This is a genomic window from Streptomyces sp. NBC_00224, from assembly GCF_041435195.1.
Lineage (GTDB): Bacteria > Actinomycetota > Actinomycetes > Streptomycetales > Streptomycetaceae > Streptomyces.
Genome location: NZ_CP108106.1, coordinates 8,039,471 through 8,051,774, shown reverse-complemented (window position 1 = coordinate 8,051,774; position 12,304 = coordinate 8,039,471). Strand labels below are relative to the sequence as shown.

At 71.1% G+C, this 12,304-nt stretch carries 11 protein-coding genes; 10 read left to right on the top strand and 1 reads right to left on the bottom strand.

Features of this window, described 5'->3' with window-relative positions; translation table 11 throughout:
* Positions 1 to 285 precede the first annotated feature (285 nt).
* Entirely contained in the window at positions 286 to 1,536 is a 1,251-nt protein-coding gene (locus tag OG965_RS35985) for a 4-hydroxybenzoate 3-monooxygenase (RefSeq protein ID WP_371656263.1), read from the bottom strand.
* Positions 1,537 to 1,961: 425 nt separating this feature from the next.
* On the opposite strand from OG965_RS35985, the gene OG965_RS35980 reads away from it, so the two are divergent.
* The 10 genes from OG965_RS35980 (at position 1,962) to OG965_RS35935 (ending at position 12,247) form a co-directional block, all read left to right on the top strand.
* Positions 1,962 to 2,930 (top strand): winged helix-turn-helix transcriptional regulator, encoded by a 969-nt coding sequence (locus OG965_RS35980; protein ID WP_371656262.1) that lies wholly within the window; start codon positions 1,962 to 1,964, stop codon positions 2,928 to 2,930.
* 199 nt (positions 2,931 to 3,129) lie between these two features.
* A complete protein-coding gene (locus tag OG965_RS35975) occupies positions 3,130 to 3,669 on the top strand; it encodes a hypothetical protein (protein ID WP_371656261.1) in 540 nt (179 codons plus the stop codon).
* A 46-nt stretch (positions 3,670 to 3,715) separates the two neighbouring features.
* Positions 3,716 to 4,768: a GDP-mannose 4,6-dehydratase gene (gene gmd / locus OG965_RS35970; protein ID WP_371656260.1), complete on the top strand. Its 1,053-nt coding sequence runs from the start codon at positions 3,716 to 3,718 to the stop codon at positions 4,766 to 4,768.
* On the top strand, positions 4,765 to 5,706 hold the full coding sequence (locus OG965_RS35965) for an FkbM family methyltransferase (protein WP_371656259.1): 942 nt from the start codon (positions 4,765 to 4,767) through the stop codon (positions 5,704 to 5,706). Before gmd ends, OG965_RS35965 begins: the two co-directional genes overlap by 4 nt.
* Positions 5,699 to 7,438: an amidohydrolase family protein gene (locus OG965_RS35960; protein ID WP_371656258.1), complete on the top strand. Its 1,740-nt coding sequence runs from the start codon at positions 5,699 to 5,701 to the stop codon at positions 7,436 to 7,438. Before OG965_RS35965 ends, OG965_RS35960 begins: the two co-directional genes overlap by 8 nt.
* A gap of 79 nt (positions 7,439 to 7,517) precedes the next feature.
* Positions 7,518 to 8,753 (top strand): aspartate aminotransferase family protein, encoded by a 1,236-nt coding sequence (locus OG965_RS35955; RefSeq protein ID WP_371656257.1) that lies wholly within the window; start codon positions 7,518 to 7,520, stop codon positions 8,751 to 8,753.
* Positions 8,750 to 9,013 carry an acyl carrier protein gene (locus tag OG965_RS35950; protein WP_371656256.1) on the top strand — a complete coding sequence of 88 codons (264 nt, stop codon included), beginning with the start codon at positions 8,750 to 8,752 and terminating at the stop codon, positions 9,011 to 9,013. The genes OG965_RS35955 and OG965_RS35950 overlap by 4 nt, the downstream gene beginning before the upstream one ends.
* Positions 9,010 to 10,134, top strand: coding sequence for a beta-ketoacyl synthase N-terminal-like domain-containing protein (locus tag OG965_RS35945; RefSeq protein ID WP_371656255.1), 1,125 nt, complete (start codon positions 9,010 to 9,012; stop codon positions 10,132 to 10,134). Before OG965_RS35950 ends, OG965_RS35945 begins: the two co-directional genes overlap by 4 nt.
* Positions 10,134 to 10,892: a 3-oxoacyl-ACP synthase gene (locus OG965_RS35940; RefSeq protein ID WP_371656254.1), complete on the top strand. Its 759-nt coding sequence runs from the start codon at positions 10,134 to 10,136 to the stop codon at positions 10,890 to 10,892. The genes OG965_RS35945 and OG965_RS35940 overlap by 1 nt, the downstream gene beginning before the upstream one ends.
* Positions 10,889 to 12,247 (top strand): class I adenylate-forming enzyme family protein, encoded by a 1,359-nt coding sequence (locus OG965_RS35935; protein ID WP_371656253.1) that lies wholly within the window; start codon positions 10,889 to 10,891, stop codon positions 12,245 to 12,247. The genes OG965_RS35940 and OG965_RS35935 overlap by 4 nt, the downstream gene beginning before the upstream one ends.
* Positions 12,248 to 12,304 lie beyond the last annotated feature (57 nt).

The window sequence follows — 12,304 nt, the reverse complement described above, 5'->3', positions numbered from 1 at the left end:
GGTACTGCGGACAGAAGCGCCCCACGAATCTACGGAGGCGTCGCGCCGGGCCAAAGTCGACTTTCCGTCAACCTGGCGGAGTCGGCGGTCCGGTCAGCCGTCACACAGGAAGACCGTCAACCGCCTACTCCTCCCCTGCCCCCTCCCCCTCACGGGCCCGAACCAGTGTGATCCTGGCGTCCAGGCTCCCCTTCTTCGCCCGGAAGGCGACGAGGCACTTCGCACCGCGCAGCCGCAGCTCGCGTTAGGATTCGTGTGTAACAACGGTGCGCCTCTTGGTTCTTGCTATTGCCACGCATCCTGCACTCCGCGCCCGCCGACCGGGGCGGTGAACCGGCCGACCGGCCGACTCTCGCACCACCCCGTGTACGCCTCCGCGAGATACGTCGAGCCCGCCGTGGAGTCCACCACCGCCGCCAGTTCACCGAGTTGGCGGCGTACGTCGAAGTCGGTGGTGCCGGGGGCGCGGTGGAGCATGGTGGTCATCCAGTACGAGAAGTGCTGGGCGCGCCAGACGCGGCGCAGGGCGCGGGGGCCGTACTCGTCGAGGGCGCTGCGGTCGCGCTTGGTCAGTGCGGTCTCCACGGCCTCGGCGAGCAATCGCACATCGGCCAGGGCCAGGTTGAGGCCCTTGGCGCCGGTGGGCGGGACGGTGTGGGCGGCGTCGCCGGCCAGCAGCATGTTGCCGTAGCGCATGGGCTCGCACACGAAGCTGCGGAAGCGCAGGACCGAGCGGTCGGTGACCGGGCCCTCCTTGAGGCTGAAGCCGTCCGCGCCGCGCACCCGTGCCTGCAGTTCCGCCCAGATCCGGTCGTCCGACCATGCCGCCGGGTCCTCGTCCGGATCGCACTGGAAGTACATGCGCTGGACGGACTCCGTGCGCTGGCTGATCAGGGCGAAACCGCGCTCGGAGTGGGTGTAGACGAGCTCGGGGGCGCTGGGCGGGGCCTCGACGAGGACGCCGAACCAGGCGTACGGGTACTCGCGGAAGAAGTGCGTGCGCGCCGCCTCGGGCACCGCGGATCGGCACACCCCGCGCGACCCGTCGGCACCGACCAGGATGTCGCAGCGTATCTCCCGCGCCACTCCGTCGGCGTCGGTGAACAGGATGCCGGGGCGCTCGCCGGCCAGGTCGACCACCCGGGTGTCCGAGACGCCGAAGCGCACGTCTCCCCCGTCGCGTTCGCGGGCGTCGGCGAGGTCGAGAAACACATCGGTCTGCGGGTAGAGCCACACGCTCTCCCCGACCAGTGTCCGGAAGTCCACGCGGTGGCTCTCGCCGCCGAAGCGCAGCTCGATTCCGTCGTGCGGGCGGCCGTCGCGGCGCACCCGGTCGGACACCCCGGAGTCGGTCAGCAGGCGGACGTTGTCGGCCTCCAGCATGCCCGCGCGGCTGGTGGCCTCGATCTCGGCGCGCGTGCGGTGGTCGACCACCACCGAGTCGATCCCCGCGCGAGCGAGCAGGTGCGAGAGCATGAGCCCGGCCGGGCCCGCGCCGACTATGCCGACCGCGGTCCGGATGGGGGCTTGAGGCATGGCTCGTCCCTTCGAGTCGAACGGAGGCCGTGCTCCGCCACCTAGTGCGTCTGGCGCGTCCCGCAAAGACATTAACTCTCCTTGGCCGTTGTCCAGTTCCCTGTTCCGAACAGCCCCGGACGACTCTGGTCCGTTCTGGTCCGCTCTGGTCCGTACCCCCGGCCGAAAATAATCCGGTTGCCCTGATGATCAGGACTGTCCGAATCGGAACTTGCGACTCCTCTACGCCCTCGCGAAAGTTGAATGCAGTACTCACCGATGCGAAAGGGGAGCTCAGTGGTCTCCACTGCCTCCACGGGTCGCCCTCGCGGGCGTGGCATGCACCGGTGCGAGGGCACCCGGTCCCACCACGCCGGAAGGCGGCCACCGGCGCCGACCATGGCCGAAATGACACTCTCACCAACGTCACCAACGCATGGGGGATCATGTCGACAGTTCCTGACTTAGCGAACGAGGACCGCGCCGATCACTTCCTTCCGCTCCAGCGGTACATCAGTGAGCACTGTGTCTCCCTGCCCATCGGATCGCTGCTCCCCGCCGATTCCCCTCGCCTCAACGGGGAGAGCACGGAGCACGTGCGGCTGATCGCGGAGCTGGACGACGAACCGCAACCGATCATCGTGCACCAGCAATCCATGCGGGTGATCGACGGGATGCACCGTCTGCGGGCCAGGGCCGAGCGCGGCGACACCACCATCCGGGCCCGCTACTTCACCGGAAGCGACAACGAAGCGTTTCTGTTCGCCGTCCAGTCGAATACGAAACACGGTCTTCCCCTGACCCGGGAGGACCGAAGAGCCGCCGCGGAGAGGATTATCGAGGCCTTTCCGACGATGTCCGACCGAGCGCTGTCGAAGTTCACCGGTCTCGCCCAGCAGACCGTCGCCAGAATTCGGCAGCAACTTCCCCCCACCAGGCCCGGCACGTCGCGCATCGGCGTGGACGGGCGCGCACGACCCGTAAACCCCAAGGAGAACCGAAGGATTGCCGAAGAGTATCTCCAGGAGAACCCCCACGCCTCTTTGCGGGAGATCGCACGGGCGGCGAACATCTCCCCTTCGACCGCCCAGGACGTACGCCGGCGCGCGACGCTCCAGCGAAGTTCCCCGGACCCCCAGGCGCGGCAGCCGCCGGCCCTCTCCCCGGTGGAAGGACCGGGCTCCGGCCCGGAGCAGCTGCGCCATCTGGAACTGCTGGCCCGCGACCCGTCCGTGCGGCACACCGACACGGGCCGCATGCTGGTGCAGTGGCTGCGGCTGACCGCGGCCGTCAGCAAGAACCACACTGTCATAGTGAACAGCGTCCCCGAGCACTGCTCCGCGATCGCGGCGCGGGCCATGCGCGTATGCATGGCCAATCTAGAAGAGTTCGCGACGGAGCTGGAGCAGCGGTAGAACAAAGGCCCGGCCCCGGCCTTTCGTAGGTGTTCCAGGAGTTGGCGTTCCAGGTGTTCGACTGCACAACTTTGTGCAGTCGAACACCGCTTGACCCCCAACTTCCTTGGCTCTTAGCCTTTCGGCACATGATCATCGAAGAAATCGGCAGCGCGATTCACGTTTTCTGGTCCGCCTTACGGCGTGGAACGGTCGTGATATGAAAGAACGGCTGAATCAATTCTCTTCGGCTCCGCCGCAGACGAGAATGCTCGTCTACGCGGACGGATCGACGACCCTGCTGCTCGACGCCCTGGTCGGCGAGCGGCTGAGCGTACGGATCGACCACCAGCAACAGGTGCCCGCCGCGCACGTCCGGCGTATCGGGTGCCAGATCCTCGGCGCCGCCCCCGACGCCCTGGTGGTCGACCGCCAGACCAGGATCCTCACCCCCGACGACGAAGTCATCAGCGTGAACCGGGTGGTCATCGCCGGTCGTGAGAGCGACCGCCTCGTCCCCCCGCCGGACGAACTCCTGGGCCCCTACCTGAAGAAGGTGGGGCTGGCGCTGAAGCGCGAACCGATCGCCGTGTCACGGGACACCTGGCCGATCGGCGGCAGCTCGCCCGCGTGCGTGAGCAAGGAATACATCATCGACTGCGGCAGCGCGGGCCGGGTGTACGTACACGAACGGTTCAACCCCAGGTTCGTGCCTCTGGAACCTCGTCACACCCTGGAGCCTCTGGAAAGGGACGGTTGATACAGATGACTTCCGGAAGCACACCCCCGCTCCGGAGCGAATCGGCGTGAAGCGCGCGCTGATCACCGGAATCACCGGCCAGGACGGCTCCTATCTCGCCGACCTCCTGTTGGACAAGGGCTACGAAGTCCACGGCATAGTCCGTCGCAGCTCGACCTTCAACACACGCCGGCTCGACCACATCTACCGCGATCCGCACGACGCCGGGCGGCGGCTGATCCTGCACTACGGCGACGTCAGCGACGCGAGCCGGCTGGTGACCCTGCTGGCACGCATCCGGCCGGACGAGGTCTACCACCTGGCCGCGCAGTCCCATGTACGGGTGAGCTTCGACGAGCCGGAGAACACCGGCAACATCACCGGGATCGGCACCACCCGCCTGCTCGAAGCCATCCTCATGTCGGCGCGGGACATCCGTTACTACCAGGCCTCGTCCTCGGAGATGTTCGGAGCGACCCCGCCGCCGCAGGACGAGCACACCGCCTTCCACCCGCGCAGCCCGTACGGCGCGGCCAAGGTGTACAGCTACTGGATGACGCGCAACTACCGTGAGGCGTACGGGCTGTTCGCGGTCAACGGCATCCTCTTCAACCACGAGTCGCCCCGGCGCGGCGAGACGTTCGTGACCCGCAAGATCGCCCGAGCGGCGGCGCGCATCAAGAGCGGGCTGGAGAAACACCTCTACCTCGGCAACATCGACGCCGTCCGCGACTGGGGATACGCCCCCGAGTACGTCGAGGGCATGTGGCGCATGCTGCAGCGCGACGAGCCGGACGACTACGTACTGGCCACCGGAGTCGGCTCCACCGTGCGGGAGTTCGCCGAGCACTGCTTCTCCCACGTCGGCCTCGACTGGCAGAGCCACGTGCGGCACGACGAGGCGTATCTGCGCCCCACCGAGGTCGATTCGCTGATCGGGGACGCCTCCAAGGCGCGTACGGCACTGGGCTGGAGCGCGCGCACCTCGGTGGAGCGGCTGGCCCAGATCATGGTGGACGCCGAGCTCGCCCGGCTCGGGGCGAACGGCCGAGAACCGTCGAACGCCCTCCCCTTCGCGGATTCCCGGGCCCATCACGAGCAGACTCGGAGCCGTCTGTGACCCCACCCGACCGCACCGCCTGGCGCACCGCGCTCGACCGGAGCTCGCGCACGACCGGTATCCACGGGCTCGCCCAGCGCCTGCGCCACCCCGTCAGGACCACGTATCCGACCACCCGCGCACTGCGCGCGCGACGCCACCGCGGCGAGGGCGCGCCTTCCACCGCGAAGACCTTCTGGGGCCGGGAGATGTCCATCGCGCTCCCCGAGGAAGTGTCCATCTCCCTCCACCGGTACGGCTTCGTGGACTACGACCTCACCGCGTTCCTCCTCTCCCATCTGCGCCCCGGCTCGACCGTGCTCGACGTCGGCGCCCACATCGGCTACTACACGATGTGGGCGAGCGACCTGGTCGGCCCCGACGGCACGGTGATCGCTTTCGAGCCGACCCCCTCGACGCTCTCGGTGCTGCGGATGAACGCCGCCCGCCTGCCCAACGCGTCGGTGGTGGCCGCGGCGGCCTGGTCCAAGAAGGAGGAACTCGTCTTCTTCGACCACGGCCTCGGCTACAGCGCCTACAACTCCGCCTTCGAGGCACGGCTGCCCGACGCCGTCCGGTCGCGGATCCCCTCCGAGCCCTTCACCGTGCAGGCCATCGGCCTGGACGACTACGTACGCGCCGAAGGCATCGACGTCGACTTCATCAAGATCGACACCGAGAGCGCGGAGGCGCACGTCCTGACCGGCATGCGCGACCTGCTCTCCGGACAGCGGCCCGTCATCTCCCTTGAGGTGGGCGACCTCGACGTGGCCGGCGCACCCTCCAGCCGGGAGCTGGTCGACACCCTGACGGCCGCGGAGTACGAGCCGTGGGAGCTGCGCGGCGGAACCCCCGTGCCCCACCGGCCGCAGAAGCACTACGAGTACCAGAACCTGCTCTTCGCACCGGCGGGCCTGTGGCACTCACCCGACACGAGGAGTCCGCATCACCATGCATGACCTGATCATCCGAAACGGCTCCGTGTGCGATGGATCCGGCATTCCCGCACGCATCGCGGACGTCGCCGTGGACCACGGTGTGATCACCAAGGTCGGGCGGGTCACCGACCGGGGCCGCACCGAGATCGACGCCGAGGGCCACCTGGTCACCCCCGGCTTCGTCGACATCCACACCCACTTCGACGGGCAGGTCAGCTGGGACCCCCAGCTCACCCCGAGCAGCTGGCACGGGGTCACCTCGGTGGTCATGGGCAACTGCGGGGTGGGTTTCGCGCCCGCCCGGCCCGACCGCCACGACTGGCTCATCGGTCTGATGGAGGGCGTCGAGGACATCCCCGGCGCATCGCTCTCCGAGGGCATCACCTGGGAGTGGGAGACCTTCCCCGAGTACCTCGACGCCGTGGAGCGCGTACCCCGGGTGCTCGACGTGGCGGCGCAGGTCCCGCACGGCGCCCTGCGCGCGTATGTGATGGGTGAGCGGGGCGCCGACAACGAGCCGCCCACCGAGGACGACCTGCGCCGGATGTGCGCGCTGGTGCGCGAGGGTCTTGACGCGGGCGCCATCGGGTTCTCCACCTCGCGCACCCTCACCCATCTCGCCATCACGGGCGCACCGGTGCCCGGCACCTTCGCCGCCGAGGACGAGCTGTTCGCGCTCGGCGGTGTGCTCGGCGAGGCCGGGACCGGGGTGTTCCAGCTGGTGCCGCTGGGGGCGGGCGGCGAGAAGGTCGACGACCCGCTCGGCGAGATCAAGTGGATGCGCCGGCTGTCGGCGGCGGTCGGGCGCCCGGTCACCTTCGGGCTGTTCCAGAACGACAACGACCCCGACGGCTGGCGGGAGTTGCTGCAGATCGCCGAGGACGCGGTGGCGGACGGGGCCGACCTGCACCCGCAGGTGGCCGGACGCCCGTTCAGCGTCATCATCAGCCTCGACTCCACCCACCCCTTCCACAAACGGCCCTCGTACAAGAAGATCGCCCATCTGCCCGCGCACGAGCGCCGGGTGGCGATGCGCGATCCCGCGCTGCGCGAGCGGATCCTCGCCGAGCAGCCGGAGAACGCCGACCCCCGCTCCGCGCTGTTCCCGCAGGGCTACGAGCGGCACTTCCCGATGGACGCGACCGCACCGGACTACGAGCCCGCGGCCGACCGGTCCTTCCACGCCCTCGCCCAGCGCACCGGGCAGAACCCGGAGGCGCTGATCTACGACTTCCTCACCTCCGAGGAGACCAGCGGCATGATCTTCCGGCCGCTGCTCGGGTACACCGAGTACACGCTCGACCCGATCCGCGAGATGCTGCTGCACCCCCAGGCGGTCCTCGGCCTCAGCGACGCCGGCGCGCACTGCAGGCTCATCTGCGACGCCAGCACACCCACGTCGATGCTGACGCACTGGGCCCGCGACCGCAGCCGGGGAGCGCGGCTCCCGCTGGAGTACGTCGTCAGGAAGCAGACCTCGGAGCCCGCGCGGCTGTACGGGCTGCGCGACCGGGGGCTGCTGCGCCCCGGCTACCGGGCCGACATCAACGTCATCGACCTCGACCGGCTCAGCCTGCGCTCCCCCGAGTTCGTCCACGACCTCCCCGCGGGCGGCGGACGGCTGATCCAGAAGGCGGACGGCTACGCGGCGACGGTGGTCGCGGGCGAGATCACCTTCCGCGACGGCGAGGCGACCGGCGCACTGCCCGGCAAGCTCGTCCGCGGCACCCGGTCGGCCCGGGCCGCGCGGTGACGGCGCACCCCCGTCCCGTACCGGCAGGGCGGGCGGACAAGGCGAACGAAGGACGTCAAGCTACAGAGGGGACCACGCCGTGACCGACGTTTCCGAAGCGCTCCGGCTCGACAATTCCATGAAGTTGCTCGCCCGCGGCCGCCTCGTCGACGCGACACTGTCCGAGAAGGACTACGTGATCGAGCGCGACCGGCTGGTGGACGGCGCCTACCCCGTCTACGGCGAGCGGGCCAAGGGCGCCCGCATCTGGGACGCCGACGGCAACGAGTACCTCGACTACATCCTGGCGTACGGCACGATCATCCTCGGGCACGCGGACCCGGTGGTGACCGAGGCCGCGCTCCGGGAGATCGAGGAGGGCTTCTCGATCACGCTCCGCAAGCGGACGCAGATCGAGCTCGCCGAGCGGCTGGTGCAGATCATCCCCGGAGCCGAGCGGGTGTTCCTGCTCAAGACCGGGTCGGACGCCACCAGCGCGGCGGTCCGCCTGGCCCGCGCGTACACCGAGCGCGACCGTGTCGTGCGCTGGGGCTACAACGGGTGGCACGACTGGGCCGCGCAGCGCCCCGGCGGGATCCCCGACACGGTGCGCACCCAGGTCGACACCTTCCGGTACAACGACCTCGACAGCCTGCGGGAGGTCTTCCGCGCCCACCCCGGCCAGGTGGCCTGCCTGCTGCTGATGCCGTTCGAACTCGACAGCCCCGAGCCCGGGTTCCTCCAGGGCGCGGTCGACCTGGCGCACGAGCACGGCGCGCTGGTGGTCTTCGACGAGATGCGCTCCGGCTTCCGGGTGGCCCTCGGCGGCGCGCAGGAGCTGTTCGGCGTACAGGCGGACCTGGCCACCTTCAGCAAGGCGATGGCGAACGGTTGGGCGGTGTCGGCGCTGACCGGCCGGGCCGAGGTGATGGCGATGGTCGGCCGGACCCACATCTCGTCCACGTTCTACTCCAACACCGTGGCGATGGCCGCGGCGGTGGCAACGATGGACCAACTCGCGGACGGGACAGTCCTGGAGAAGGTGCGCCGGCTCGGCGTCCGCCTCCAGAGCGGCCTCAACGAGCTCATACGCCGCCACGGGGTCCCGGCCCAGGTGCGCGGTGTGCCGCAGATGCCGTTCCTCACCTTCTCCCACCCCGACCCGGCCCGCGCGCGCCTCATGCAGGACACGTTCTTCACCAACACCACCCGCCGCGGCGTGCTGCTGCACCCGACCCACCACTGGTTCATCTGCGCCGCCACCACCGACGCCGACCTCGACCACACCCTGGCGGCCTGCGACGAGGCGTTCCGCGCCGCGGCGAAGGTGGCGTGAGCGTGGTGGACACCCAGCAGGCGATGCGGGCCCGCGTACGGGCCAAACTCGCGTACCAGTTGCAGGAGGAGGAGCCGAGTCTGCCCTGGCTGAGCGACACCGAGCCGCTGGCGCCCGCCGGAGTCGACTCGGTGCAACTCATCTCGGTGGTCGGCCAGTTGGAACAGGAACTGGGCGTGGCGCTGCCGGACGACGCCGTCCTCGAATCGGCGAGCATCAGCTCGCTCGCCACCGCACTGACCCGGGGAGAGCGCCGATGAGCGGCACACGCGCCACGGTCGCCGTCACCGGTCTCGGTGTGTGCGGCCCGGGCGGGGTCGGCGTATCCGCACTGTGGGAGGCACTGGCCACCGGCAGGGCCCACCATCCGCCCCTCACGGGTTTCGACGCCACCGGGGCCACCCTGGGAGCTGCGGGCCAAGTCCCGGGACACACCGGCGGGGACGGCGTCTGGCGGGCCCTCGACCTCGCCGAGACCGCCGTACGGGAAGCCCTCGACGGCGTCGACCGTGAGCGCGTCGCCCTCGTCCTGGGCACCACCGACCCCGGGGTGGTCCCGCCCCGGCCCGGGCACTTCACCGGCGACCTGGCCGGGGCCTGCGCGGAGCGGACCGGACTCGGCGGCGAGGCGCTGACCATCGCCAACGCCTCCGCCTCGGGCGCCGCTGCCATCGCGGTCGCCCGCGACCTGGTGGCCCTCGGCGAGGCGCCGGTGGCCGTGGTCGGCGGCGCCGACGCCGTGACCGACATGGCCTTCCTGGGCCTCAACTCACTGCGCACGCTCGGCCCGGAGGGCTGCCGGCCCTTCAGCACCGAGCGGCGCGGCATCGGCGTGTCCGAGGGAGCCGCGGTGCTCCGGCTCGAACCGTTCGACGACGCCGGGCCGGACGCCCCCGCACCGCTGGCCGTCCTGGCCGGCTGCGGGCTGACCAACGCCACCGGCCACCTCGCCGCCCCCGGAGCCGACGGCATCGAGCTGGCCGTACGGCTCGCCCTGGCCGACGCGGGCCTCGCCCCCGAGGACATCGACTTCGTCAACACCCACGGGCCGGGCACCCGGCGCGGCGACACCGCCGAGATCGAGGCGCTGCGCGCGGTGTTCGGCCCCCGGCTGTCCTCGATTCCGGTCAACAGTGTCAAGGGCGTCCTGTGGCACCTCCAGGGCGGCGCGGGCGCGGTGGAGGCCATGGCCTGCGTGCTGTCGCTGGCGCACGGCGCGGTCACCCCGACCTGGGGCGCCGAGCCGGTCGACCCGATCTGCGCCGACCTGGACCTGGTCCTGGAGGACGGCCCACGGCAGCTGCCGGACCTGCGGACCGCGCTCAGCGTGTCCTGCGGTCTGGGCGGGATGAACACCGCACTCATCTTCCGGAGGCCCTGATGGACGACTCGGTCGTGATCACCGCCGTGGCCTCGGGAGAGGTCGACACGGCGGAGCTGTGGGACGCGCACACGGCGGGCGCCGACGGCTGGCAGGACGTCAACAAGTGGACGCGGGAACTGCCCGAGCGCATTGCGGAGTTGGCGGGCCACGCGCTCGCCGGGGCGGGCGGTACGGACCCCGGCGACACCGCCTGCGTCATCGGCTCGGTGTACGGGGCGGGGCACGTGGCCGAGACCATGCGCGCCCGGCTCGACGCGGGCGCCCGCTCGTCGCTGGCACCCGAGTCGTTCCTGTACTTCAACGCGCACGGCGTGACGTCGCTGATCTGTCTCCGTCACCGGCTGCGCGGCTACTGCGCCACCGTCCTCGGCCCGGGAGCGGGGCTCCAGGCCCTCGCCCTCGGGCAGCGCAGGCTCCGGCTCGCCGACGACGGCCCGGTGCTGTGCGGCGCGTACGAGATGCTCAGCCCGGCCGCCGCCCGCGCCCGGGGCAGCGACCCGGTGACCGGCTGGGCCGCCTTCCTGGTCCTGGAGACGGCCGCCCGGGCCCGTGAGCGGGGCGCCCGCGTGCTGGCCCGGCTCGGCCCCGTCCAGACGTGTCCGCCCCCGTTGGAGCGGGCGGCCGACATCCGCGCGACCGCTCCCCTGGCCGAGCTGGCCGCCGTGCTCACCGACGACGGCGCGCCCGCCACGACGACGGTGGCCGTGGCCGGGCGGCGGCACGGCTACCGCTGCACCGCGCACAAGGAGGGATGACCGTGGACGACACACTGGTGGACGTCCTCGCCGGGCACCGCCGCGCCGGACGGGGCGACCGCCTCGCCCTGGTGGACCAGCGGCGCTCGGTGACGTACGCGGAGCTGGAGCGCGACGTCACCGTCCGGGTACGGGAGTTGAGATCGACGGGTGTCGGGCCGGGCACCCGGACCGGCATCACCCTGACGTCGTCACTGGACTCGGTGGTCGACTTCGCCGCCGCGACCTCCCTGCACGCCGCCGTGCTCGTACTCCAGGAGCGCGCGGGCGAGGCGGAACGCTCGGCCGCGCTCACCGACTTCGGCGCCGAACTGGGCATCGACGCCATGGGGGTGACCCGGCTGCGGCCGCCCCGGCGCGGCCGAGGCGACCCGGCCTTCGCGGTGACGAGCTCGGGCACCAGCGGCCGCCCCAAGGTGATCTCCCGCGAGTGGTCCGGCACCCTGCACAACTCGGCCACCTTCGCGCGCGGGCTCGGCATCGACGCCGACGACGTCGTGCTCACCACCAGCCCGCTCGGCCACAGTTACGCCATCGAGGCGGGCACCCTGGCCGCCCTGTCGGCCGGGGCCTGCCAGGTCATACCGTCCGGGCCGCTCACCCCGGCTCGGGCCGCGGCCCTCGCCGAGCGCCACCGGCCCACCGTCCTGCAGAGCGTTCCGCTGATCCTGGACTGGTGGGGCCGGGGCGGCGTGCCGCACGCGGGCTCCTGGCAGCGGTGCGTCAGCGCGGGCGAGGCCCTCCCGGCCCAGGCGGTCACCGCCTGGCACGACGCGGGCATCACCGTGTACGACCACTACGGCAACTCCGAACTCGGCCAGCTCACCCTCCACCCGGCCGGAGGCGGCGGCAGCGTCGGACACCCGCTGCCCGGCGTCAAACTCAAGGCGGGCGGGGACGAGCCCGGGCCTGTGGTGGCGTGCTTCCCCGGCCTGTCCCCCGTACGGATGGAGGAGGGGCACCCCGTGCCGCTCGCCGACGACGAGGGCTGGGTCGCCACCGGCGACCTCGGGGTGCTCGACGACGGCGGGCTCCGGCTCACCGGCCGCAGCGACCTCATCATCAACATCGGCGGGAACAAGGTCTCCCCCCTCGAAGTGGAGACCGTCCTGCGCGCCCTGCCCGGGGTCAACGACTGCGCCGTGGTGGGGCGGCCGGGGCCCTCCGGCGAGAGCCAGGTGTGGGCGTTCGTCGAGGCCCGCGCCGACGAGTTCGACGCGGCGGCGCTGCGCCGCCGGGCGGGCGAACTCCTCATGACGGTCAAGGTCCCCTCGGTGATCCGCCGGGTCGACCAGTTGCCCCGGACGGGCAGCGGAAAGATCCGCCGGGGTCTGCTGATCGAGGACGGCGCCTGACACACCGTCAACCAGGGCCACTTCGCACCCGACCCATCGAGACACCCAACGGCAACA